Origin of the sequence: Brevibacterium aurantiacum, from assembly GCF_003932995.1 — a bacterium.
GTDB lineage: Bacteria > Actinomycetota > Actinomycetes > Actinomycetales > Brevibacteriaceae > Brevibacterium > Brevibacterium aurantiacum.
Window position 1 is genome coordinate 1,246,633 of sequence record NZ_CP025333.1, and the last position, 25,553, is coordinate 1,272,185.

At 62.6% G+C, this 25,553-nt stretch carries 17 protein-coding genes; 13 read left to right on the forward strand and 4 right to left on the reverse strand.

Annotation, left to right across the window (positions count from 1 at the left end):
* The first annotated feature begins 9 nt into the window (after nucleotides 1-9).
* The 3 genes from CXR25_RS05770 to CXR25_RS05780 all read left to right on the forward strand — a co-directional run bounded on the left by CXR25_RS05770 (nucleotide 10) and on the right by CXR25_RS05780 (nucleotide 8,685).
* Nucleotides 10-1,068, forward strand: a complete 1,059-nt coding sequence (locus CXR25_RS05770; protein ID WP_096146790.1) for a GNAT family N-acetyltransferase — start codon at nucleotides 10-12, stop codon at nucleotides 1,066-1,068.
* Nucleotides 1,069-1,264: 196 nt separating this feature from the next.
* On the forward strand, nucleotides 1,265-4,744 hold the full coding sequence (gene rpoB / locus CXR25_RS05775) for a DNA-directed RNA polymerase subunit beta (protein ID WP_009883584.1): 3,480 nt from the start codon (nucleotides 1,265-1,267) through the stop codon (nucleotides 4,742-4,744).
* A 68-nt stretch (nucleotides 4,745-4,812) separates the two neighbouring features.
* On the forward strand, nucleotides 4,813-8,685 hold the full coding sequence (locus tag CXR25_RS05780; protein ID WP_096158451.1) for a DNA-directed RNA polymerase subunit beta': 3,873 nt from the start codon (nucleotides 4,813-4,815) through the stop codon (nucleotides 8,683-8,685).
* Between the two features lie 124 nt (nucleotides 8,686-8,809).
* Here the strand turns inward: CXR25_RS05780 and CXR25_RS05785 are convergent, their stop codons facing one another.
* Together CXR25_RS05785 and CXR25_RS05790 are read right to left on the reverse strand one after the other, a co-directional pair.
* Nucleotides 8,810-9,835, reverse strand: coding sequence for a 6-phosphofructokinase (locus CXR25_RS05785; RefSeq protein WP_009883582.1), 1,026 nt, complete (start codon nucleotides 9,833-9,835; stop codon nucleotides 8,810-8,812).
* Nucleotides 9,832-10,518 (reverse strand): DUF1707 SHOCT-like domain-containing protein, encoded by a 687-nt coding sequence (locus CXR25_RS05790; RefSeq protein ID WP_009883581.1) that lies wholly within the window; start codon nucleotides 10,516-10,518, stop codon nucleotides 9,832-9,834. The genes CXR25_RS05785 and CXR25_RS05790 overlap by 4 nt, the downstream gene beginning before the upstream one ends.
* 139 nt (nucleotides 10,519-10,657) lie before the next feature.
* Here CXR25_RS05790 and CXR25_RS05795 point away from each other — a divergent pair, with 139 nt between their 5' ends.
* The 5 genes from CXR25_RS05795 (at nucleotide 10,658) to CXR25_RS05815 (ending at nucleotide 17,029) form a co-directional block, all read left to right on the forward strand.
* Nucleotides 10,658-11,902 (forward strand): glycosyltransferase, encoded by a 1,245-nt coding sequence (locus tag CXR25_RS05795; RefSeq protein WP_096161001.1) that lies wholly within the window; start codon nucleotides 10,658-10,660, stop codon nucleotides 11,900-11,902.
* Nucleotides 11,895-13,991 carry an ArnT family glycosyltransferase gene (locus CXR25_RS05800; RefSeq protein WP_114384604.1) on the forward strand — a complete coding sequence of 699 codons (2,097 nt, stop codon included), beginning with the start codon at nucleotides 11,895-11,897 and terminating at the stop codon, nucleotides 13,989-13,991. Before CXR25_RS05795 ends, CXR25_RS05800 begins: the two co-directional genes overlap by 8 nt.
* Before the next feature lie 16 nt (nucleotides 13,992-14,007).
* Nucleotides 14,008-14,736 carry a response regulator transcription factor gene (locus CXR25_RS05805; protein WP_009883578.1) on the forward strand — a complete coding sequence of 243 codons (729 nt, stop codon included), beginning with the start codon at nucleotides 14,008-14,010 and terminating at the stop codon, nucleotides 14,734-14,736.
* A complete protein-coding gene (locus tag CXR25_RS05810) occupies nucleotides 14,733-16,295 on the forward strand; it encodes a sensor histidine kinase (RefSeq protein ID WP_114384605.1) in 1,563 nt (520 codons plus the stop codon). The genes CXR25_RS05805 and CXR25_RS05810 overlap by 4 nt, the downstream gene beginning before the upstream one ends.
* 110 nt (nucleotides 16,296-16,405) lie before the next feature.
* Nucleotides 16,406-17,029, forward strand: a complete 624-nt coding sequence (locus tag CXR25_RS05815) for a hypothetical protein (protein WP_096161004.1) — start codon at nucleotides 16,406-16,408, stop codon at nucleotides 17,027-17,029.
* Nucleotides 17,030-17,141: 112 nt separating this feature from the next.
* Here the strand turns inward: CXR25_RS05815 and katG are convergent, their stop codons facing one another.
* Nucleotides 17,142-19,346, reverse strand: a complete 2,205-nt coding sequence (gene katG, locus CXR25_RS05820) for a catalase/peroxidase HPI (protein WP_009883575.1) — start codon at nucleotides 19,344-19,346, stop codon at nucleotides 17,142-17,144.
* A 79-nt stretch (nucleotides 19,347-19,425) separates the two neighbouring features.
* On the reverse strand, nucleotides 19,426-19,914 hold the full coding sequence (locus CXR25_RS05825; protein ID WP_009883574.1) for a Fur family transcriptional regulator: 489 nt from the start codon (nucleotides 19,912-19,914) through the stop codon (nucleotides 19,426-19,428).
* A 467-nt stretch (nucleotides 19,915-20,381) separates the two neighbouring features.
* Here CXR25_RS05825 and rpsL point away from each other — a divergent pair, with 467 nt between their 5' ends.
* The 5 genes from rpsL to rpsJ all read left to right on the forward strand — a co-directional run bounded on the left by rpsL (nucleotide 20,382) and on the right by rpsJ (nucleotide 25,545).
* Nucleotides 20,382-20,756: a 30S ribosomal protein S12 gene (gene rpsL, locus CXR25_RS05830; RefSeq protein WP_069599774.1), complete on the forward strand. Its 375-nt coding sequence runs from the start codon at nucleotides 20,382-20,384 to the stop codon at nucleotides 20,754-20,756.
* Entirely contained in the window at nucleotides 20,756-21,226 is a 471-nt protein-coding gene (gene rpsG, locus CXR25_RS05835; RefSeq protein ID WP_009883572.1) for a 30S ribosomal protein S7, read from the forward strand. The genes rpsL and rpsG overlap by 1 nt, the downstream gene beginning before the upstream one ends.
* A gap of 96 nt (nucleotides 21,227-21,322) precedes the next feature.
* Nucleotides 21,323-23,428: an elongation factor G gene (gene fusA, locus CXR25_RS05840; RefSeq protein WP_009883571.1), complete on the forward strand. Its 2,106-nt coding sequence runs from the start codon at nucleotides 21,323-21,325 to the stop codon at nucleotides 23,426-23,428.
* A gap of 115 nt (nucleotides 23,429-23,543) precedes the next feature.
* Nucleotides 23,544-24,737, forward strand: coding sequence for an elongation factor Tu (gene tuf, locus CXR25_RS05845; protein ID WP_101639271.1), 1,194 nt, complete (start codon nucleotides 23,544-23,546; stop codon nucleotides 24,735-24,737).
* A gap of 499 nt (nucleotides 24,738-25,236) precedes the next feature.
* Entirely contained in the window at nucleotides 25,237-25,545 is a 309-nt protein-coding gene (gene rpsJ, locus CXR25_RS05850; RefSeq protein ID WP_009379191.1) for a 30S ribosomal protein S10, read from the forward strand.
* Nucleotides 25,546-25,553: the final 8 nt, after the last annotated feature.

A 25,553-nucleotide genomic window follows, 5' to 3' on the forward strand; every position in this document is an offset into this window, starting at 1 on the left:
TGTCCGTTCATGGAGATCACTCACATCCCCGCCGGATCTCGCCCTGCGAACGAGATCGAGGAGATCCTCGCCGAGGTGGTCGCCTTCGATGCGCTCATCAACCGGGCATCGGGTCTCGGCGATGATTTCGATCCGCGCGCGGACGAGGTGCGCCAGGAGCTGCTCTCTCCGAACGAGTACACGAGTCATCAGACCTGGATCGGTCGCCTCGGCGGAGCGATTGTGGCCAAAGGCATCGCCTACCTGACCTTGCAGGACAACCTCGATGTCGCCGATGTGTGGTGCGCGGTTCACCCGGACAAACGACGACAGGGCTTCGGCGCCGAAATGCTGACTGCGATGGAGACGAGCCTCGTCGCACAGGGGCGCACCCAACTGACCAGCTACTGCGAAAATCCCGAGTCGGTCCGTGCGTCCGAAGTGCGCAGTGCCCACCTGGCAGCGGAAACCGGTGCGGGAAGCCTGCCCGCCGGGCAGCCGGATGTCGCGTTCCTGAGCCATCATGGATTCGCCTTCAAGCAGCTGGAGAGGTGCTCGGTGGCGAAGACCGCAGTCGCAGCGAGCTTGCCTCATGTCGAACTCGATCCCGGCTATACGATCGAGACCTGGAGCGGTCCGACTCCTGAACATCGCCTCGAACAGATCGCCTGGCTGCACCAGAAGATGTCCACGGACACTCCGGGAGCCGAGGAATTCGGCGAAGAGGAGAGCTGGGATGCTGAGCGGGTCCGCGCCCTCGATGAGAAGCGCAGGAAGAATCGGGAGCTGCTGGGCACAGCGCTGGCACTCAAAGGGGACAGCGCCGCCGGATTCACCGAGGTCGCCCACTTCGACGAACGCCCCGCAGTGGGATGGCAGGGGTCGACGCTGGTCGCGCGTGAACATCGAGGGCACGGACTCGGCGCAGCCCTGAAGATCGCCAATCATGTGGCGCTGGGGGAGTCGAGCAGAGTGGAGCGAATCTACACGTGGAATGCGGTGGAGAACTCCTGGATGCTGGCCATCAACGATCGAGGTGGATTCGAAACCTGGGCCTGGGTCGGTCTGTGGAAGAAGCGTCTTGCATGACTTGACCGATTGCTATAAGCTTGATATTTGCGTTGATCTGCCTGTGGCGTGCCTTCATATAGCGGGGGGCACCTCATTTCCACTCAAGTGAACCACGTTGTCGCCCGGTGTCGAAATCTGACACACCAGCGGTCGTCTGCGTGACTTCGGGTGGAGGGTCAACCTATCAATTGGTGAAGCACTCGGAAGGATCCCATTGGCCGCCGCCAACGATAACACCAGGACCGCTAACGCCCCCAAGAGAATCTCCTTCGCGAAGATTCGCGAACCGCTCGAGGTTCCCGATCTGCTCGGTCTGCAGACAGACAGCTTCGATTGGCTCATCGGCTCGGAAGCGTGGCAGGACCGCGTCGCCGAAGCCATTGAAATCGGAGACGATTCCGTAGCAACCACCTCGGGACTCGAAGACATCTTCGAAGAGATCTCACCGATCGAGGACTTCGGTGGATCGATGTCGCTGTCGTTCCGGGAGCACAGGTTCGAAGCCGCTAAGTACTCCATCGATGAGTGCAAAGAACGCGACATGACCTACTCGGCGCCACTGTATGTGACCGCCGAATTCATGAACAACAACACCGGCGAGATCAAGAGCCAGACCGTCTTCATGGGTGACTTCCCCCTCATGACCGACAAGGGCACGTTCATCGTCAACGGCACCGAGCGTGTCGTCGTCTCGCAGCTCGTGCGTTCGCCCGGTGCCTACTTCGAGTCCAGCGTCGACAAGACCACTGACAAGGACATCTTCACCGCGAAGATCATCCCTTCCCGTGGTGCTTGGCTGGAGTTCGAGGTCGACAAGCGCGACCAGGTCGGCGTTCGCCTCGACCGCAAGCGCAAGCAGTCGGTGACCGTTCTGCTCAAAGCCCTCGGCTGGTCCGAAGCGAAGATCCTCGAGGAGTTCGGCGAGTTCGAATCCATCCGCGAGACCATGGCCAAGGACACGGTCAACACGCAGGACGAAGCGCTGCTCGACATCTACAAGAAGCTGCGCCCGGCAGAGCCCGCGACCGCTGAAGCGGCACGCAACCTGCTCAACAACCTGTACTTCAACCCCAAGCGCTACGACCTGGCCAAGGTCGGCCGCTACAAGGTCAACCGCAAGCTGGGTGTCGATGCACCGCTGAGCGACTCGGTCCTCTCGACCGACGACGTTGTCGCCACCATCCGCTACCTGGTGTCTCTGCACGCAGGCGTGGACACCTCCAAGGGTGTGCGTGACGGCGAGGACATCGAACTCAGCGTCAAGCTCGATGACATCGACCACTTCGGCAACCGTCGCATCCGCGCGGTCGGCGAACTCATCGAGAACCAGGTCCGCACGGGTCTGTCTCGCATGGAGCGCGTCGTTCGTGAGCGCATGACGACCCAGGACGTCGAGGCGATCACACCTCAGACCCTGATCAACATCCGCCCTGTGGTGGCTGCGATCAAGGAGTTCTTCGGCACCTCGCAGCTCTCGCAGTTCATGGACCAGAACAACCCGCTCGCGGGTCTGACCCACAAGCGTCGCCTCTCGGCTCTGGGACCTGGTGGTCTCTCGCGTGACCGTGCCGCCATGGAAGTCCGTGACGTCCACCCCTCGCACTACGGACGCATGTGCCCCATCGAGACCCCTGAAGGCCCGAACATCGGTCTGATCGGTTCGCTGGCCTCCTACGCCCGCATCAACCCGTTCGGCTTCATCGAAACGCCGTACCGCAAGGTCGTCGACGGTGTCGTCACGGATGACACCGAGTACCTGACTGCCGATGATGAGCTTGAGTTCAACATCGCACAGGCCAACGCGCCGCTGACCGAAGAGCAGCGTTTCGCCGAGGTCGAGGTTCTCGCACGTCCTAAGGGCGGCGGCGGCGAAGCCGAGCTGGTGCAGTACGACACGATTGACTTCATGGACGTCTCCGCACGTCAGATGGTGTCGGTCGCATCTGCGCTGATTCCGTTCCTCGAGCACGACGATGCGAACCGCGCCCTCATGGGTGCGAACATGCAGCGTCAGGCTGTGCCGCTGGTGATGTCGGAATCACCAGTCGTCGGAACCGGCATGGAATACCGTGCCGCTGTCGACGCCGGTGACGTCATCACCGCCGATCGCCCAGGTGTCATCACCGAGGTGTCGGCTGACTTCGTCACCGTGCTGGCTGACGACGGCACGATGCAGACTTACCGCGCCGCGAAGTTCAAGCGTTCCAACCATGGAACCTCGTACAACCAGCGCATCATCGTCGACGAAGGCGATCGCGTCGAGGCAGGCACCGTCCTGGCTGACGGACCGTCGACTCAGAACGGTGAGATGGCACTGGGCAAGAACCTCCTCGTGGCATTCATGTCCTGGGAAGGCTACAACTTCGAGGATGCGATCATCCTCTCCCAGCGTCTCGTCCAGGACGACGTCCTGTCCTCGATCCACATCGAGGAGCACGAGGTCGATGCTCGCGACACCAAGCTCGGTGCCGAAGAGATCACCCGCGACATCCCGAACATCTCGCCCGACGCCCTGGCAGACCTCGACGATCGCGGAATCATCCGCATCGGCGCCGAGGTCACCGACGGCGACATCCTCGTCGGCAAGGTCACCCCGAAGGGTGAGACCGAGCTGACTCCGGAAGAGCGCCTGCTGCGCGCGATCTTCGGTGAGAAGTCCCGCGAAGTCCGCGACACCTCTCTGCGTGTTCCTCACGGCGAGATCGGCACCGTCATCGGTGTCCGCGTCTTCGACCGCGAGGAAGACGACGAGCTCTCGCCGGGCGTCAACCAGATGGTCCGCGTCTACGTCGCCCAGCGCCGTAAGATCACCATCGGTGACAAGATGGCCGGTCGTCACGGCAACAAGGGTGTCATCTCGACCATCCTGCCTGTTGAGGACATGCCGTTCCTGGCCGACGGAACCCCCGTCGACATCATCCTCAACCCGCACGGTGTTCCACGTCGTATGAACATCGGCCAGGTATTCGAAGTCCATCTCGGATGGATCTCGAAGCAGGGTTGGAAGATCGAGGGCAACCCCGAGTGGGCTGCAGAGCTGCCGGAAGCCGCTCGCGAAGCCGAGGCCGGCACGAACCTGGCCACCCCGGTCTTCGACGGTGCTCACGAGCAGGAACTGCGTGGACTGCTGGACTCAACGACCCCGAACCGCGATGGGGACCGCCTCATCGACTCTTCGGGCAAGGCCCAGCTGTTCGACGGTCGCTCCGGTGAACCATTCCCGTACCCGATCGCTGTCGGCTACATGTACATGCTCAAGCTCCACCACCTCGTCGACGACAAGATCCACGCGCGTTCGACCGGTCCGTACTCGATGATCACCCAGCAGCCGCTGGGCGGTAAGGCACAGTTCGGCGGCCAGCGCTTCGGTGAGATGGAAGTGTGGGCCCTCGAGGCCTACGGTGCGGCTTACACGCTGCAGGAACTGCTGACGATCAAGTCCGATGACATCCCAGGCCGTGTGAAGGTCTACGAAGCCATCGTCAAGGGCGAGAACCTGCCTGACCCGGGAATCCCGGAGTCGTTCAAGGTCCTCATCAAGGAGATGCAGTCCCTGTGCCTCAACGTCGAAGTTCTGTCTTCGGACGGAGCCGAGGTTGAGATGCGTGACGGCGAGGACGAGGTCTACCGAGCAGCTGAAGAGCTCGGCATCGACCTGTCACGCCGCGAAGCCCAGACCGTAGAAGAAGTCTGAGGACTTCCACTTCAACCGACACAACTTCGCGATGAACGGGATGTTCATCGCCAGGAAAGAGGATTTACGTGCCTGACGTCAATTTCTTTGATGAGCTACGTATCGGTCTTGCCACTGCGGAATCCATCCGCGGCTGGTCACACGGTGAGGTGAAAAAGCCTGAGACCATCAACTACCGCACACTCAAGCCCGAAAAGGACGGACTCTTCTGCGAGAAGATCTTCGGTCCGACCCGCGACTGGGAGTGCGCCTGCGGCAAATACAAGCGTGTCCGCTTCAAGGGCATCATCTGTGAGCGCTGCGGCGTCGAGGTCACCCGCGCCAAGGTTCGCCGTGAGCGCATGGGACACATCGAGCTGGCCGCACCGGTCACTCACATCTGGTACTTCAAGGGCGTCCCCTCGCGCTTGGGCTACCTGCTGGACCTGGCACCGAAGGACCTCGAGAAGGTCATCTACTTCGCTGCCTACATGATCACCTCGGTGGACGAGGATTCTCGCCACCGCGATCTGCCCAGCCTGCAGAACAAGATCGACGTCGAAAAGCAGCAGATCGGCACTCGCCGTGACGCTGACATCGATCGTCGTGCCAAGAAGCTCGAAGAGGATCTCGCAGCTCTCGAGGCCGACGGCGGCTCCGCCCCGGCCAAGAAGAAGCTGCGCGATGTCGCCGAGAAGGAAATGGAGAAGCTGCGCAAGAACGCCGACCGTGAGGTCGACCGCCTTGAGCAGGTGTGGGACCGGTTCAAGAGCCTCAAGGTCAACGACCTCGAAGGCGACGAGAGCCTGTACCGCGAAATGTTCCACCGTTTCGGTCTCTACTTCACGGGTGCCATGGGCGCCGAGGCGATCCAGAAGCGTCTGCTCGACTTCGACCTCGAAGCCGAATCCGAGAAGCTGCGCGAACTCATCGCCACCGGCAAGGGCCAGCGCAAGACCCGCGCCCTGAAGCGTCTCAAGGTCGTCAACGCGTTCCTGACCACTGATAACAACCCCGAGGGCATGGTCCTCGACGTTGTTCCCGTGGTGCCGCCGGAACTGCGCCCGATGGTGCAGCTCGACGGTGGACGTTTCGCCACGTCTGACCTCAACGACCTCTACCGTCGCGTGATCAACCGCAACAACCGTCTCAAGCGTCTGTTGGACCTCGGTGCTCCCGAGATCATCGTCAGCAACGAGAAGCGGATGCTGCAGGAAGCCGTCGACTCACTGTTCGACAACGGCCGTCGCGGCCGTCCGGTGACCGGACCGGGCAACCGCCCGCTGAAGTCGCTGTCGGACATGCTCAAGGGCAAGCAGGGACGTTTCCGTCAGAACCTCCTGGGCAAGCGTGTGGACTACTCGGGCCGTTCGGTCATCGTGGTCGGTCCGCAGCTGCACCTGCACCAGTGTGGTCTGCCCAAGACCATGGCTCTGGAGTTGTTCAAGCCCTTCGTGATGAAGCGCCTGGTCGATCTCAACCATGCACAGAACATCAAGTCGGCCAAGCGCATGGTCGAGCGTCAGCACCCTCAGGTGTGGGACGTCCTCGAAGAGGTCATCACCGAACACCCGGTGCTGCTCAACCGTGCACCGACCCTGCACCGTCTGGGCATCCAGGCGTTCGAACCGCAGCTCATCGAGGGTAAGGCCATCCAGCTGCACCCCCTCGTCTGCTCGGCCTTCAACGCTGACTTCGACGGTGACCAGATGGCAGTCCACCTGCCGCTGAGCCCCGAAGCTCAGGCAGAGGCACGCGTGCTGATGCTCTCGGCCAACAACATCCTCAAGCCTTCGGACGGCAAGCCCGTGACCATGCCCTCGCAGGACATGATCATCGGTCTGTACCACCTGACCTCCGAGCGCAAGGGCCTGGCCGGCGAGGGACGCTCCTTCACCGGTCTCGGCGAAGCCATCATGGCCTTCGATCGTGGCGAACTGGACCTCGGTTCGGTCATCACGATCCGTCTTGAGAATGTCGTCCCCGGCGACGATCTTGAGGTTCCCGAAGGTTGGGAAGCCGGCGATCCGCTGGACGTGCAGACCACACTGGGCCGCGCACAGTTCAACGATTACCTGCCTGCCGACTACTCGTTCATGAACTCCACGATCGACAAGAAGGCACTCAGCCGCATCATCAACTACCTGGCTGAGGAATACCCCAAGGTCGAGGTCGCGCAGACCCTGGACAACTTCAAGGCCGGCGGCTTCTACTGGGCGACTCGTTCGGGAATCACGATTTCGATGTCCGATGTGGTCTCACCCGAGGCCAAGACCGAGATCATCGACGACGCCGAGGCGTTCGACACGAAGGTTCAGCAGCAGTACGAACTCGGTGCACTCACCGACGACGAACGCCGCAACGAACTGGTCAAGCTGTGGACCGAGACGACCGAGAAGGTCGACCAGGTCATGCGGACGAACTTCCCGGAGGAGAACTCGGTTCTGCGTCTGGTGGAGTCCGGTGCATCCGGTAACTGGATGCAGGTCCGTCAGCTGGCCGGTATGCGTGGACTGGTGACGAACCCGAAGGGTGAGATCATCCCTCGCCCGATCGTCTCGAACTACCGTGAGGGACTGTCGGTCCTCGAGTACTTCATCGCCTCGCACGGTGCTCGTAAGGGTCTGGCCGATACCGCTCTGCGTACCGCTGACTCCGGTTACCTGACCCGTCGACTCGTCGACGTGTCGCAGGACGTCATCATCCGCACCGCTGAAGCCGATACCAACAAGGGCATCACGCTGCCTGCAGCCGAGCGCGACCACGAGGGCAACCTCGTGCCGCACGAGTATGCAGAGACGAGCCTCTACGGCCGCCTCACGGTCTCAGACGTCTCCGACGCCGATGGCAATGTCATCGTGCCGGCGAAGACCGACGTGACCGCAGAGACGATCGATACGCTGGTCGCTGCCGGGATCGAAGAGCTCAAGGTTCACTCCGTGCTCACCGCCGATTCCGACACTCAGATCTCGGCCATGCACTACGGTCGTTCGATGGCCACCGGAAAGCTCGTCGACATCGGCGAAGCAATCGGCACCGTCGCTGCCCAGTCGATCGGTGAGCCGGGAACCCAGCTCACCATGCGTACCTTCCACACGGGTGGTGCGGCGGCGTCCACGGGTGACATCACCCAGGGTCTGCCGCGTGTGACCGAGCTCTTCGAAGCTCGCACACCGAAGGGCTTCGCTCCCATCGCCGAGGCGACCGGACGTGCCAAGATCGACGACAGCCGCAAGACTCGCTTCGTCGTCATCACCCCCGATGACGGTGGCGAAGAGATCGAGCACGCAGTCTCCAAGCGTGCCCGCCTCCTCGTCGAGGACGGACAGAACGTCAAGGCCGGCGAGCAGCTGGTCATCGGCGCTGTCGATCCGAAGCAGGTGCTGCGCATCCGCGGTCGCCGTGAGGCCGAGCGCTTCCTCGTCGAGCAGGTGCAGAAGGTGTACCGCTCGCAGGGCGTGGGCATCCACGACAAGCACATCGAAGTTATCGTGCGGCAGATGCTGCGTCGCGTGACCGTGATCGAGTCGGGCGACACGAACCTGCTGCCCGGCGAGCTGGTCGACCGTGGCCGTTACCAGGCCGAGAACCGCCGTGTGGTCGCCGAAGGCGGCCAGCCGGCATCGGCTCGTGACGAGCTCATGGGCATCACGAAGGCCTCCTTGGCCACCGATTCGTGGCTGTCCGCCGCGTCCTTCCAGGAGACGACACGCGTCCTCACCGAGGCCGCCATGGAAGGCAAGTCGGACACGCTGCTGGGTCTCAAGGAGAACGTCATCCTCGGTAAGCTCATCCCTGCCGGCACCGGCCTGCAGACTCACCGCGACATCGTGGTGGAGCCGACCGAAGAGGCGAAGGCCGAGATGTTCACGAACAGCTACGGCGACTTCTACGCAGGCATCGGCTCCGATTCCGGATCCGCCATCCCGCTGGAAGACTACGACTACGGCGCCTTCAGCTGAAGCGCCTCATCTGAGTCGCGTTCCTGTCGCTGAGTCTCCGGACTGAGCCGACAGGCACAGCAAGAGGGGCACCCACCAACTGGTGGGTGCCCCTCTTCGCTTATTCACACGGAGCCTGCGTCCGCTAGCCGAAGAGGACCTGAGCCTCTTCCCAGCGCTGGAGCGGAACTGATTTGAGGCGATCGACGGCCGAGGCCATGTCGACCGAGACGATGTCGGTGCCCTTGAGACTGGCCATCTTGCCCCAGTCGCCGTTGTGCGCGAGATCTGCCGCAGCCATCCCCAGGCGCGTGGACAGGACCCGGTCATAGGCCGTGGGGGAGCCGCCTCGCTGCAGGTGTCCGAGGATGGTGGCACGGGATTCGATTCCCGTGATCTCCTCGATCTTTGGCGCCAGGAAGTCCGCAATACCGCCGAGGCGGGTCCGGCCCTTGTTGTCGACACCGCGGTCGGCGACCTGTTCGTCGAGACCCTCGGGAATGAAGCCTTCGGCCACGACGACAATCGGGGCACGACCACGGTCCCTGGCCGAGGTCACCCACTCTTCGATCTGGTCGAAGGAGACGGGAAACTCGGGCATGAGGATCGCGTGGGCGCCACCGGCCATTCCCGCATGCAGTGCGATCCACCCGACGTTGCGGCCCATGACCTCGATGACCATGCACCGGTGGTGGGACTCCGCCGTTGTGCGGAGCCGGTCGATGGACTCGGTCGCGATGGCATGGGCCGAGTCGAAGCCGAAGGTGTAGTCGGTGCCGCTGAGATCGTTGTCGATGGTCTTCGGGACGCCGATGATGTTCAGACCCTCTTCGTGCACGAGTCGGGCGGCACCGGCCAGAGTTCCCTCGCCGCCGATCGCAACGATCGCGTCGATGCCGTGGGCGCTCATCACCTCACGCATCCGCTCCGGCCCGCCGCCCTCATAGGGGTGGGTGCGCGAAGTGCCGAGGATGGTTCCGCCGCGGCCGGAGAGTCCACGAACGTCGAGCATCGACATGTCGAACACATCGTCTTCGAGCAGGCCGCGCCACCCGTCGCGGATTCCGACGAACGTATCCTCGTGGGAGCGAATGCCCTTGCGGACGATTCCGCGGATGACCGCGTTGAGTCCGGGGCAGTCACCGCCGGAGGTCAGTACACCTATCTTCATTCCAATTGCCCCTGATCCTTTGCTCGGTAACCTTTGGCCAAATGCACGTCATGACCAGCCATGAAGGACACGCCCTTGAGGACGAGGGTCCCGTTCGAACCGTCTCCTTTGGCGGAGCCGCGGATCTCATTGCCGGCCATGATGTTGATCGTGTCGTCGCGGACACGCACACCCGGGGGAACGTAGATGTCGTGGCCGGCCATCATCGAATACGAGGTCAGTGACACTGTGACTCCCGGTCCCATCACGTCGCACAGGTCGATGTTGTCGCCGCCCATGAGCGAGTAGGTCGTCACCTCGGCCGTGCCGGCGGGCACATCGAGTTCGCGCCCCGACATGATGGCCACCGAGTTCATCGGCTTCGCTGAGCCCGGTTCGGCCATAGGAGCCAGTGAGGCGGGTCCGGCGCTGCGGGCCAGTGATGTCCCCGCTGTCGTTCCACCACCGGTCTGGCGCTGTAGGGTGCGGTAGAGCTCGTGTCCTTCGGGCAGATCGACGATGAGCGGCAGCAGCTCGTCTAGGTACTTCGCAGAAATCGCCTCATCCTGACGTTCGGCGGTCTCCTCCGGGTCGAGCCGACCGTTGCTGACAGCGTCGGTGATGACTCCGAGAACGGCGTCGCGGTCCTTGTCAGAAGCTCGAATGCGGGGCGCGGGCGAGTGCGGGGGATCTTCTTTGGCCATGACGCCCAGTGTAGCGGGGACCACACTTCGGCAGGAGCGATAAAGGCTATGCGACAGCGATAGGGACTCTCCGACTCCCACAGGCTGGCCACAGCTTCGACCAATGCTGGGCCTAAGACCGAGCGGAACTGTTGTCCTCATGAGACAGCACAGCATCCCTTGGGACCAGGCAGGTCCCCACGCCCACCCGTTCACCGCGACTCACGACGCCCCAACGTCCACGAACGTCGATCTCGTCGTTCCCGTCTACAACGAGGAGGCCAGCCTGGCGACATCCGTCGCAACGCTTCTGAGGGCCACGAGCGAAGGGGACAGCCACGTCACGATCATCATCGCTGACAATGCCAGCACCGACGCCACCCCCACCATCGCCGAGGCGCTCGCTGAGAAGCATCCCGACGTGCGGTATGTGCGCCTGGAGCAGAAGGGCCGCGGCCGCGCCCTGTCGAAGGTGTGGTCGGCCTCTGACGCCGACGTCGTGGCATACACCGATGTGGATCTGGCCACCGACATCCGCGCGCTGGATCCGATGGTCGAGGTCATCCGGTCCGGTATCGCCGATGTCGCCATCGCCAGTCGGCTGCTGCCGGGCCTCGACATCAGCCGCGGGGTGAAGCGAGAGGTCATCTCACGCTGCTATAACCGCCTCCTGAGACTCAGCCTGGGAGTCGGCTACAGCGACGCTCAGTGTGGGTTCAAAGCGATGTCCGCGGAGGCCGCGAAGAAGCTGCTGCCGCTGGTCGAAGACACGGCATGGTTCTTCGACACCGAACTGCTCACCCGAGCCGAATGGGCCGGGCTGCGCATCCACGAATTCGGCACAGACTGGGTCGATGACCCCGATTCCTCAGTCGACGTCCTCGCCACCGCATGGGCCGATGTGAAGGGCATCCACCGACTGCGGAGAACGATCCTCCGTTCCGGGGGACAAACGCTGGGCATCGACGACGTTCCCGCTCCGAACACCGGTGCCCAGATCCTGCACTTCATCGATGTCGGCATCGTCAGCACCCTGTTGTATGCGGTCCTCTTCCTCTTCGGCGTGCAGATGTTCTCACCCACTGTGGCCAACCTCGGCGCGCTTCTCATCTCAACTGTGGCCAATACCGGCCTCAACCGGCGACATACCTTCGGAGTCCGGTCGCCCCACCATGGTCTCGCGGCTCAGATCAAGGGTTTGGCGTCGTTCGCGCTGTGTCTCGGGTTCACCTCGGCGGGGCTGGCCATTTCTGCGAACTTCACCGGGCCCTTGGCGTCGGTCGGGACTCTGGCGGTGCTGACGTCGGCGAATCTGTTGGCCACGATCGTGCGCTTCGTGCTGCTGCGGACCTGGGTGTTCGCCATCGGCGCACACCATAACTCGAGGAGTGCACACCATGGATGAGAACCCTTCTGCGAACACCGGGGACAGGCAGCTGCGCCGGTTCTGGTACCCGGCGGCCCTGACCCTGCTGACCTTGGTCACGATTGCAGGGTTCCTCACCAATCTCAGCGCCAACGGGTGGGCGAATTCCTTCTATGCGGCAGCCGTGCAGGCAGGATCCCAGAACTGGGAGGCCTTCCTCTTCGGCTCCCTGGACTCCGCGAATGCCATCACCGTCGACAAGCCTCCGGCATCCCTGTGGGTGATGGCGCTGAGTGCGCGCGTCTTCGGGTTCTCCTCGTTCTCGATGCTCCTACCGCAGGTGCTGCTGGCCGGAGCGAGTGTGCTGCTGGTGGCCCATTCGACGAGGTTGGCCCTGCACGGACACACCAGTGCCACACTCGAGCGGCTCGCCGCGCTGGGCGCAGGCCTCGTGCTCGCGCTCTCACCGATCGTGGCGCTGATGTTTCGGTTCAACAACCCGGACGCTCTGCTGGTCACCCTCATGGCGGCCGCTGTCGTGGCGACGCAGCATGCGCTGAAAGCCGTGGGCAGCACACGAAGGACTGCGACGCGTGCCGCCATTCTGTGGCTTGGCCTCGCCGGCATCTGCCTCGGCTTCGGCTTCCTCACCAAACAGTTCCAAGTGCTGCTCATCGTGCCGGGACTGGCCGTGGCCTGGGTGCTCTTCGCCCGCCGTTCATGGCTGCACCGGTGCCTTCTGCTGCTGGTTCCGATCGCATCAATGGTCATCAGCGCCGGCTGGTGGATCGCCCTCGTAGAGCTCACTCCCGCAGCCGATCGACCCTATGTGGGTGGATCACAGAACAATTCCTTCCTCGAATTGACGTTCGGCTACAACGGCTTCGGAAGACTGACGGGCAACGAGGCCGGTTCCGTCGGAGGTGGTGGAGGCGGCCAGGGCGGTGGCGGTTGGGGAGAGACCGGTATTGCCCGACTGCTCACCGGCAGCTTCGGTGCCCAGATCGCCTGGCTCCTGCCGACTGCTCTGCTCCTGCTCGCCGTGATCGTCGTTCTTCTCATCCGCGCCGAGGTGGCCCGCCGTCGCCGTGACCGCAGCACACACCTGCCGGTTGCGCGGACATCGGGCAGTCTGGAGGCTGCCGTGATGATGTGGGGCGCATGGCTGGTGGTGACATGGCTGGTGCTCAGCAATATGAACGGCATCGTCCACGAGTACTACACGGTGGCTCTGGTGCCGGCGATCGCTGTGATCCTCGCCCTCGGAGTCGCGCTGCTTCTCACAACGGCAAGTTACGGCGCCATGCTCCTGCTGGCCCTGGCCTGGGCGCTGACGGGGGCGTGGCAGTTCATCCTCACGGCCTCGATGAGTGGAATCCCCGGCTGGCTGCGCTGGGGCGTGCTCATGGTCTCCATCCTGGGCGCACTGTTACTGATCGGCACCGGCCTCAGGTTCCGAGCGGGCCAAGACGGCCTCAGGCGCAACCGCGCTCTGATGTCGGCAGTGGCATCGGTAGCTGTCATCGCCAGCCTGGTTATCCCGGCACAGCTGAGCGTGCGCACGATCGCAGCCTCGACCGAAGGGTCGATCGTTACGATCGCCGGAACGAACTCGGGCATGGGCGGCCCGGGTGGCGGAGGCGGAGGCCCTGCGGGTGGAGGCGGAGGCCCCGCAGGTGGGGGCGGACCCGCAGGCGACGACGGTGGCCGTGACGGCGAGGACGGTGGCGCCGGAGGCGGCGGGATGGGCGGTCTGCTCAGCGGAGCCACCCCCTCAGCCGAACTCACCGAGCTCCTCGGCGAGGACGCGTCCGACTTCACGTGGGCAGCGGCAGCGACCGGCGCCAACCAGGCCGCCGGCTACCAGCTGGCTGTGGAGGAACCCGTGATGGCCATCGGAGGATTCAACGGCACCGATCCCTCCCCAACTCTCGCAGAATTCAAGCAGCTTGTCGCCGAGGGGCAGATCCATTGGTACATCGGCTCCGGATCGGATGGCCAGGGCGGAGGACCCGGCGGAGGCGGAGGCGGGTCATCCACCTCGGCGGAGATCTCCGCATGGGTTGAGGCGAATTTCGAGGCAACGACCGTCGATTCCGTTTCGCTCTACGATCTGAGCGCCGGATGAGGGGGATAATCGAATCATGAACGCGACTCTCACAGGCGCCGACACAGTACCGGCACGTGTGCTCATCGTCGATGACGAAGCCAACCTGGCCGAGCTCCTGGTCATGGCCTGCCAGGTCAAAGGCTGGGAGGCGGCGAGCGTGGGCACCGGCAGGGATGCGGTGGCGCGGGCCAGGAATGAGCATTTCGATGCGATCGTCCTTGACGTCATGCTGCCCGATCTCGACGGATTCGCCGTCATCGAGAAGGTGCGCGGCGAGGGCATCGACACTCCCGTGGTGTTCCTCTCAGCTCGCGACGAGGTCGATGACCGGCTCACCGGGCTGCGCCTGGGCGGGGATGACTACGTGACGAAGCCATTCAACCTCGACGAGGTCATCGCCCGGGTCGAAGCCAGGCTCCGGCGCAGCGCACCGGTCATCCCCAGCGGTGATGAAGATCTGCTGCGGGTGGGCGACCTGGAGCTCGATGTCCGCTCACACGAGGTGAGCAGAGCCGGTCACCCGATCGATCTCACGGCACGGGAGTTCGAGGTGCTGCTGCTGTTCATGCGCAACCCACGGGCCGTGCTGTCGAAGGCGCAGATCCTCGACCGCGTGTGGGACTACGACTTCGGCGGCAACGGCAACATCGTGGAGTTGTACGTGTCGTATCTGCGGAAGAAGATCGACGCACCGTTCGAGGATCTGCCGAACCTCTTCCACACCAAGCGCGGAGCGGGCTACATCCTTCGGGCCGATCAGTGAAGGCCATTCCTCCTGTGCGCCGGTGGCGGCTGCAGACACGGCTGATCGTCCTCGCCAGCCTCGTCCTGATCCTGGTGGGAGCCGGGATCGGGGCCGCCTCATGGTGGAGCGTGCGGACCTCCCTGATGTCTGATCTCGACAGTCAGTTGGCCGGGATGACCCATCATGCCCGAGTCGATCCCGGGCCCGGACAGAAACCGGGGAACCCTCCAGCCTCGGATGAGACTGATTCCTCCACCTCTGTTGACCAGGCATTGCGCTACCTCTTCCAACCGGGAGTCGGCGACGGTGCTCTCGTGGTCGTCGGCACCGATGACTCTGCCGAAGGCCTGATCGCCGAGGCGGGGCGCGAGCAGCCGCAGACGCTTCCCACAGATGCGGTGGATGCTCTCCTCAACGTCGACGCAGCCACCGGTGGTGAGGAGCCAGACGGGGATCGCAGCGGTGAAGCGGCTGGTCCGGGGGAGGGCAGCGCATCAACGGGGCATCGTTCTGTCGACGTTCCCGGCTTCGGCACCTATCGTGTCGCGGCCTTTGACGACGAAGGAACGACGACTGTCTACGGGGTGCCGCAGAACAGCGTCGATTCGGCGCTTGAGAGAACGGCCTACACCACGGCACTCGCGGTGCTCATCGGCGTGCTCGCCACGGCACTGCTCATGGCCGTCATCATCCACAGGCAGCTGCGCGATCTCAGAGATGTTGCACGCACAGCCAGAGAAGTGACCGACCTCGAGCTGGCGCTGCGAGTGCCCTCAGAACTCGCGGTGCGCGGCACCGAGGTCGGTGACGTCGGCGCGTCGGTGAATCGGATGCTCGACCACGTCGGCTCCGCTCTTGACGAACGATATCGCGGGACAGAGCAGATGAGAAGATTCGTCGCTGACGCCTCACACGAGCTGCGGACCCCGATCGCCACGATCAGAGGATGGGCAGACCTCACCCGGCCGTATCGGGACGAGCTTCCTGTCCAGGTGCAGACATCGCTGGGCAGGATCGACTCGGGGGCGATGAGGATGTCCTCGCTCGTCGATGACCTGCTCCTCCTCGCCAGATTGGAAGCCGGCCGACAGCCGACCAAGGAAGACACCGTGGATGTGTCTGCACTGCTTTTGGAACTCGTCGAAGATGCGCACGTGCTCAGCCCGGACCATGAGATCCACCTGGATCTGCCCCCGGATGCCTTGGAGATCCGCGGCGCCGCCGATCAGGTGCGCCAGGCGGTCGCAGTCATACTCACCAATGCGTGCGTGCACACGCCAACGGGCACGCGAGTCCACGTTGAGGCCGAACACATTGAGGAGGCTGGGGCTCAGCAGATGGTGGCCGTTCGCATCAGCGATGACGGGCCGGGCATCCCCGAAGACATTCGCGACACAGTCTTCGACAGGTTCGTCCGCGGTGACGCGGCACGAACCAGAACTGAGGGAGTGCGCGGAGGCTCATCCGGCCTGGGACTTTCCATCGCAGCCGGACTCATCGAACTTATGCACGGCGAGGTGTCGATGACGACCTCGGAGGGCGGCACCGTGTTCGAACTCCGCTTCCGAGCTGCCTGAAGGTCTCTGGTCGCACCCGCGCTCAACTGCACAGGCTGGACACAGCCTCGACTGAGATTGGCGACAGCACGGCACACGAAAGTGGAATCACTGACAACCAAGGAGATTTCATGACTGAGAACCAGAATCAGAACCCTGCCGACTCTGCCGCCCGATCCGACGCTGCCGCCCAGCCCAGCCCTGCCGGCCAGAACAGCACAACGGGTCCGATGATTTCGAACGGCACGAGCGGCACGATGATTTCGAACAGCACTGCCGGAACCATGGATTCGAACGATCGGAAGAAGAAGCGGCGCGTTCCGCTGATCCCCGCCATCCTTGCAGGTGCGGCCCTGTTCATCGTCGGTGGACTCGCCGGAGGAGCGGTAGGCGCCTCGACAGTGCTGATGTCGAATGACAGCGGCACAAGCCAGGGTACGGGTGGTCCCGGCGGCCAGCCGGGAGGCGGCCAACAGGGTGGCGGCCAACAAGGTGGTGCAGGACCAGGCGGAGGAATGGCGCCGGGCGGCCAAGCCGGAGACGGACAGGGTTCGAACAGCCAAGACTCGAACGGCCAGGACTCGGATGGCCAAGACTCGAACAATCAAGGTTCGGACGGACAGTCGTCCCAAAGTTCGGATGACCAGACGGCCGATGACACCTCGGCGGTGGACGACAGCAGCGAAGAGAACGTTGCTCTGACGGGGCTGAGCTCGGTGTCGCAGGAAGCGGCGGTCCTCAACCGAGAGTCCTGATTCTCTCTGCCGCGACGGAGTCCTATTCTGTTTCGGAAACAACTGTGCCCCCACCGATTGCGGTGGGGGCACAGTCATGAGCGCTCAGAACACTCTGCGGAGGAGACCTCCGTCAGCGGTGCAGATCGAAACGGTCTGCCTCGACGAGCTTGCTCCAGGCCTTGACGAAGTCGTTGACGAACTTCTCCTTGGCATCATCGGAGGCGTACACCTCGGCGAGGGCACGCAGCTCTGAGTTGGCACCGAACAGGAGGTCGATGCGGCTGCCGGTCCACAGCTTCTCTCCGGTGGGGGAGAAGCACTCGTAGACGTTGGCAGACTCGGACGGGCCGACTGGCTTCCAGACATTGCCGAGCTCGAGCAGATTGACGAAGAAGTCGTTCGTCAGCTCGCCCGGGCGATCGGTGAACACACCGAGCTCGGAGTCTTCGTAGTTCGCGCCGAGGACGCGCAGTCCGCCGATGAGCACGGTCAGTTCAGACGGGGTCAGGCCGAGGAGGCTGGCCCTGTCCAGGAGAAGGTGCTCGGCCGAGAGCGGAAGGCCCTCTGTCAGGTAGTTGCGGAATCCGTCGTGAGTCGGCTCCAGGAAGGAGAACGAGTTGACGTCGGTCTGCTCCTGGGTGGCGTCTCCGCGGCCCGTGGTCACCGGGACGCTGACATCATGACCGGCTGCCTTCGCTGCGGTCTCGACGCCGACGGCACCGGCGATAGCCAGAACATCGGCGAAGGAGGCGCCGTTGTCAGCTGCGATGCCCTCGAGGACGCTGACGACCTGATCCAGCTTCGCCGGCTCGTTGACGTCCCAGCTCTTCTGCGGCTCGAGGCGCAGACGTCCGCCGTTGACGCCGCCGCGGAAGTCCGAGCGGCGGTGCGTGGAGGCCGCGGCCCAAGTGGTGGACACCAGCTGGGAGACGGTCAGGCCTGAGTTGCGGATGGCGGCCTTGACTGCCTCGAGGCCAGCCTCATCAAGCGGGGTGCCTTCTGGGACCGGGTCCTGCCAGATCAGCTCTTCTTCCGGAACCTCGGGTCCGAGGTAACGGGTGGCCGGGCCCATGTCACGGTGAGTGAGCTTGAACCAGGCACGAGCGAAGGCATCTTCGAACGCCTTCTGATCGTCCTTGAAGCGACGCGAGATCTTCTCGTAGATGGGATCGAAGCGCAGGGACAGGTCGGTCGTGAGCATGCGGGGCTCACGACGTCCGTCGCCCTGTGCCATCGGCACCATGTCATCGCCGCCGCCGTCGACCGGACGCCACTGCAGGTGTCCCCCTTCGTTTTCGAAGACTTCCCATTCGTAGGCGAAGAGGATGTGGAAGAACTCGTTGTCCCAGCGGGTCGGGTGATAGGTCCAGGTGACCTCGATGCCGCTGCCGACGGTGTCGTTGCCCTGTCCGGTGCCGAAGTCGGACTTCCAGCCCAGTCCCTGCTCTTCGATCGGTGCCGCTTCGGGGTCGCCGCCCTTGTGCGACTCCGGGGCTGCGCCGTGGGTCTTGCCGAACGTGTGACCGCCGGCGATGAGGGCGACGGTCTCCTCATCGTCCATGGCCATCCGAGCGAAGGTTTCGCGGATGTCGAGCGCGGCGGCCAGCGGATCGGGCTTGCCTTCCGGGCCTTCCGGGTTGACGTAGATGAGACCCATGGTGGTTGCGGCCAGGGGCTTCTGCAGTTCGCGGTTGCCCACATAGCGCTTGTCGGTGCCCAGCCATTCGGTCTCTGAGCCCCAGTAGACGTCGTTGTCGGGCTCCCACACGTCCTTACGTCCGCCTGCGTAGCCGAAGGTCTTGAAGCCCATCGACTCCAGTCCGACGTTGCCGGCGAGGATGAACAGGTCGGCCCAGGAGATCTTCTTGCCGTACTTCTTCTTGACCGGCCAGAGCAGGCGACGAGCTTTGTCGAGACCCACGTTGTCTGGCCAGGAGTTGAGTGGGGCGAAGCGCTGCTGTCCCTCGCCGCCACCGCCGCGTCCGTCCTGGACACGGTAGGTGCCGGCTGAGTGCCAGGCCATGCGGATCATGAATGGGCCGTAGTGCCCGAAGTCGGCAGACCACCAGTCGGCGTTCGTCTTCTGGAGCTCTTCGATATCGGCCTTGAGCGCGAAGTAGTCGAGGCTGGCGAATTCGGCATCGTAGTCGAAGCCCTCGTCCATGGGGTCGCGTGCAGGCTGGTTCTTGGCCAAGATCTTGAGATTGAGACGGTTGGGCCACCAGTGCGAGTTCGCGTCGCCCTGGCTGGGAGCGGCCAGCGACTCGGCCTCAGGCGCAGGCGACGCCGAGGTGGTGTGTGCGACTGGGCAGCCGCCTGTGGAGCTTTCGGTCATTATGTACCTTTCACGGTCGAGCCCCGTCGGGCTCGGTTGAAGACAAAAGGGGTGAGGCTTTGTCGAAGGATGGATCGGCTCAGGCCGCCGAGGTGGCCCCGGAGGCTCCAGCAGGAGATGCTGATCCCGACGGCGATGCGTTGCAGTCGGGGCACAGTCCCCAGAAGGTCACCTCGGCCTGTTCGATGACGAATCCCGCGTCGTGCGAAGGTGTCAGGCATGGAGCCTGCCCGACCGTGCAGTCGACATCGACGATGAGATTGCACGATCGGCACACGAGGTGATGATGGTTGTCCCCGATGCGCCGTTCGTAGCGTGCCACGGACCCGGACGGCTGAATGCACCGCACGAGCCCAACCTCGGTGAGGGTGTGCAGTGAGTCGTAGACGGCCTGATGCGACACCTCGGGGAGCTGCTCACGGACGGCGCGAATGACGGTATCGGTGTCTGCATGCTGATGTTCACACACAGCTTCGAGTACCGCGACTCTCTGTTTCGTCACACGAAGGGAACTGTTCCGCAGTGCTGCGGTCGGCTCCGATTCGTGTCCATGCTTCTTCTCAGCCACGGCTTCAGCTTGCCGCCTTTTCTTGAATCAGTCAAGGAAGCGTGTCGAAGAGTTGTTTTGAGGAAGCGGTAGGCGAGGAGCGGCAGATGAGCAACTCTGACGGGGGAGTGGCGGGTATGTCGCCAAGCGCACAGGCGCTGGTTTTGACCAGATGCACGGGGCCGCGATATTCTAGGATGCGACTGATTGTGTTATCTGCGTTCGCGAATGACCATACCGGATGTTTTGTGAGATCCGGACCATTGTGAGAATTCGTCAGAAGCAGGCCGCCGACGTGTCATTCTGCATAGGTCGTGTGTCATTGCGACACACCCGAGTGCAGGGTTCACTGCGTCGCGCGAATACTGGCATCGGGCGTGAAGCTTCACCCGGTGTTCAGTCGGATATGTCCCACGGTTCACAAGCATGGCTGATGCCATGGCCAATGTGGGAATTAGGTTTATCGAGAAGCAAACGGAGAACGCTTAGTGCCGACAATCCAGCAGCTCGTCCGCAAGGGACGACATGTCAAATCCGCAGGATCCGACGCTCCTGCGCTGAAGAACAGCCCGCAGCGTCGTGGGGTGTGCACCCGTGTGTACACCACTACACCCAAGAAGCCGAACTCGGCTCTTCGCAAGGTCGCTCGTGTCAAGCTTTCGAGCCAGATCGAAGTGACTGCCTACATTCCAGGCGAAGGACACAACCTGCAGGAGCACTCGATCGTGCTCGTGCGCGGTGGTCGTGTCAAGGACCTGCCAGGTGTGCGCTACCGAATCGTTCGCGGTTCGCTTGACACCCAGGGTGTCAAGGGCCGCCAGCAGGCACGCAGCAAGTACGGTGCGAAGAGGGAGAAGAAGTAATGCCACGTAAAGGTCCTGCACCCAAGCGACCGATCGTCATTGACCCGGTCTTCAGTTCGCCGATCGTCACGCAGCTGATCAACAAGATCCTGCTCGACGGAAAGCGTTCGACCGCTGAGCGCATCGTCTACGGTGCTCTCGAAGGTACCCGTGAGAAGAACGGCAATGACCCAGTTGTCAACCTGAAGAAGGCTCTCGACAACATCCGTCCGTCCCTCGAGGTTCGCTCCCGCCGTGTCGGCGGCGCGACCTACCAGGTTCCGGTCGATGTTCGTCCGGTTCGTTCGACGACTTTGGCACTGCGCTGGCTCGTGGCTTACTCCCGCCAGCGTCGTGAGAAGACGATGACCGAACGCCTCATGAACGAGATTCTCGATGCAAGCAACGGCCTCGGTGCTGCTGTGAAGCGTCGCGAAGACACCCACAAGATGGCCGAGTCCAACAAGGCCTTCGCCCACTACCGCTGGTAATCGTTCCTCCCTGGAACCCTGGCCGGTCGGCGTCATAAGGCGCCTGCCGGCCAGGCAGCGGGAGTCGATCACATCATCGAGTGAGAGAGAGACACCGTGGCACTTGACGTGCTCACCGACCTGAACAAGGTCCGCAACATCGGCATCATGGCCCACATCGATGCCGGTAAGACCACCACAACCGAACGCATCCTGTACTACACCGGTGTGAACTACAAGATCGGCGAGACCCACGACGGTGCCTCGACGATGGACTGGATGGATCAGGAGCAGGAACGCGGCATCACGATCACGTCGGCCGCCACCACCTGCTACTGGCACGACAACCAGATCAACATCATCGACACCCCGGGCCACGTCGACTTCACCGTCGAGGTTGAGCGCTCGCTGCGCGTCCTCGATGGCGCCGTTGCCGTCTTCGACGGCAAGGAAGGCGTTGAGCCGCAGTCCGAGACCGTGTGGCGTCAGGCTGACAAGTACGACGTGCCGCGCGTGTGCTTCGTCAACAAGATGGACAAGCTCGGTGCTGACTTCTACTTCACCGTCGACACCATCCGCGAACGCCTCGGAGCCAAGCCGCTGGTCATTCAGCTGCCCATCGGTTCCGAGTCTGACTTCGCCGGCGTCGTCGATCTTCTTGAGATGAAGGCCTACATCTGGCCTGATGAGTCCAAGAAGGGTCAGGACATGACCGAGATCGAGATCCCTGAGGATCTCCAGGCCAAGGCCGAAGAGTACCGTGCTCAGCTCATCGAAGATGTTGCTGAAGCCACTGATGAACTCATGGAGAAGTACCTTGAAGGCGAAGAGATCTCGACTGCCGAGATCAAGGAGGGCATCCGCTCTCTCGTCGTCAACTCCACAGCCTTCCCTGTCATGTGCGGTTCGGCTTACAAGAACAAGGGCGTCCAGCCCATGCTCAATGCCGTCATCGACTACCTGCCTTCGCCTCTCGAGGTTCCTCCCATGATCGGTGAGAACCCTCGTGACGAGGACGAGAAGCTGACTCGCAAGCCTTCCAAGGACGAGCCCTTCTCGGCCCTTGCGTTCAAGGTCGCGACCCACCCGTTCTTCGGCACGCTGACCTACGTCCGCGTGTACTCCGGACAGGTGAAGTCGGGCGAGGCCGTTCTCAACTCGACGAGCGGCAAGAAGGAACGCGTCGGCAAGCTCTTCCAGATGCACTCCAACAAGGAGAACCCTGTCGAAGAGGCCATCGCCGGCCACATCTACGCGTTCATCGGTCTCAAAGAGACAACCACCGGTGACACGCTGTGCGACCCAGCGAACCCGATCGCTCTCGAGTCGATGACCTTCCCTGAGCCGGTCATCTCTGTGGCCATCGAGCCCAAGACCAAGAGCGACCAGGAGAAGCTGTCGGCAGCCATTCAGAAGTTCGTCAGGGAAGACCCGACATACCGGGTCGAACTGGACGTGGAGACCGGCCAGACCGTGATCCGCGGAATGGGCGAGCTTCACCTCGACATCCTCGTCGACCGTATGCGTCGCGAGTTCAAGGTCGAGGCGAATGTCGGCAAGCCGCAGGTCGCCTATCGTGAGACCATTCGCCGCACAGTCGAGAAGTTCGACTACACCCACAAGAAGCAGACGGGTGGATCGGGACAGTTCGCGAAGGTCCAGGTCACCTTCGAGCCTCTCGAGGTCGAAGGCGATACGATCTACGAGTTCGAGAATGCCGTCACGGGCGGACGTATTCCGCGCGAGTACATTCCGAGCGTCGACGCCGGTATCCAGGACGCCATGCAGCTCGGTGTCCTCGCCGGTTACCCGATGGTCGGTGTCAAAGCGACACTGATCGACGGTGCCTACCACGACGTCGACTCTTCGGAGATGGCATTCAAGATCGCCGGTTCGATGGTCTTCAAGGAGGCCGTTCAGAAGGCGAAGCCGGTTCTGCTGGAACCGGTCATGGACGTCGAGGTGCGTACACCTGAGGAATACATGGGTGACGTCATCGGCGACCTCAATTCCCGACGTGGCCAGATCCAGTCCATGGACGATGCTTCCGGTGTGAAGGTCGTCAAGGCTGTGGTCCCGTTGTCGGAGATGTTCGGTTACATCGGTGATCTGCGGTCGAAGACCCAGGGCCGTGCGGTGTACTCGATGACTTTCTCCAGCTATGCGGAGGTCCCCAAGGCAGTCGCCGAGGAGATCGTCCAGAAGATGCGTGGCGGAGAGTAATCTCCGGTCCCCGGTCGCCACGGTGAGCAAGAACATGTTCACCGAAATGAAAGATAACCAACAAAGGTCTAAGATATGAACCGCATATCTTTTGCCAACCACGAGGAGGAACCCAGTGGCAAAGGCTAGTTTCGATAGGACTAAGCCGCACGTCAACATTGGCACCATCGGCCACGTTGACCACGGAAAGACCACCTTGACCGCCGCAATCACCAAGGTGCTGGCGGACAAGTACCCAGATCTCAATGAGGCTCGCGCCTTCGACCAGGTGGATAACGCACCTGAGGAGAAGGAGCGCGGCATCACCATCAACGTCTCGCACGTTGAATACCAGACCGAGAAGCGTCACTACGCTCACGTCGATGCCCCTGGTCACGCCGACTACATCAAGAACATGATTACCGGTGCTGCTCAGATGGACGGCGCAATCCTCGTGGTTGCCGCTACCGACGGTCCGATGCCGCAGACTCGCGAGCACGTTCTGCTCGCCCGTCAGGTTGGCGTGCCTTACATCGTTGTCGCACTGAACAAGTCCGACATGGTCGATGACGAGGAGCTCATCGAGCTCGTCGACTTCGAGGTTCGCGATCTGCTCTCCAGCCAGGACTTCGACGGCGACAACGCTCCCGTCATTCCTGTCTCCGCTCTCAAGGCGCTGGAAGGCGACGAGAAGTGGGTCAAGAGCGTCGAAGACCTCATGCAGGCCGTCGATGACAACGTTCCCGAGCCGGAGCGCGACATCGACAAGCCCTTCCTCATGCCCGTGGAAGACGTCTTCACGATCACCGGTCGTGGAACCGTCGTCACCGGTCGTGTCGAGCGCGGCGTCCTCCTGCCCAACGATGACATCGAAATCGTCGGCATCAAGGAGAAGTCGTCCAAGACGACTGTCACCGCAATCGAGATGTTCCGCAAGACTCTGCCTGACGCACGTGCGGGTGAGAACGTCGGACTGCTGCTGCGCGGAACCAAGCGCGAAGAGGTTGAGCGCGGACAGGTTATCGTCAAGCCAGGTTCGATCACCCCTCACACGAACTTCGAGGGCCAGGTCTACATCCTGAGCAAGGACGAGGGTGGACGCCACAACCCGTTCTACTCGAACTACCGTCCTCAGTTCTACTTCCGCACCACGGACGTCACCGGCGTCATCACGCTGCCTGAGGGCACCGAGATGGTTATGCCCGGCGACAACACCGACATGTCGGTCGAGCTGATCCAGCCGATCGCTATGGAAGAGGGCCTCCGCTTCGCTATCCGCGAGGGTGGACGTACCGTCGGCGCTGGTCGAGTCACCAAGATCACCGCCTGATACACCATCGATCATTGAGGCTTCGGCCTTGAGTTCGGAACATCGGTTCTGAACGATCGATTCGGAACCCCGGTCCATTGGGCCGGGGTTCCGTGCATTCACAACGGGGGACCGCCTCGGCGAGTGACCTGTCTGACTCACACCGGCACCCGATGATGAAATGCCTCACAAGTGAGATGCCTGGAATTGCGCGGATGAAGTGCTATGTGACAAGATAGTGAAGTTGCGTTTTGGACGTTGACCCCTGCACTGCGGTAGAGATACCGCGAACAGTCCGGAACACTATCGGATCGATGAATCTGCGTGAAAGCGGGTTCGGACCGAGCAGCCAATGAGTAAAAGCGCCGTCGGCCCAGAACGAGGATTGAAAAATCCTCCGCAAGGATTAGCCGACACGCCCGACCTCGGGGGTCGGTCATGGTCAGCCGGCACAGACCACAGACGATTTCGATCGACTGTCGGTTGATGGCCGGAAGTAACTAAAGAAAGAGACGACGCCATGGCGGGACAGAAGATCCGCATTCGGCTCAAGTCGTACGACCACGCTGTGATTGACAGTGCTGCACGAAAGATCGTGGACACCGTCACTCGCGCAGGTGCGACTGTTGTGGGCCCCGTGCCGTTGCCAACGGAGAAGAACGTTTACTGCGTCATCCGTTCGCCACACAAGTACAAGGACAGCCGTGAGCATTTCGAAATGCGCACGCACAAGCGTCTGATCGACATCGTCGATCCGACGCCGAAGGCAGTCGATTCGCTGATGCGTCTCGACCTCGCTGACGACGTCAACATCGAGATCAAGCTCTAAGGGAGGCA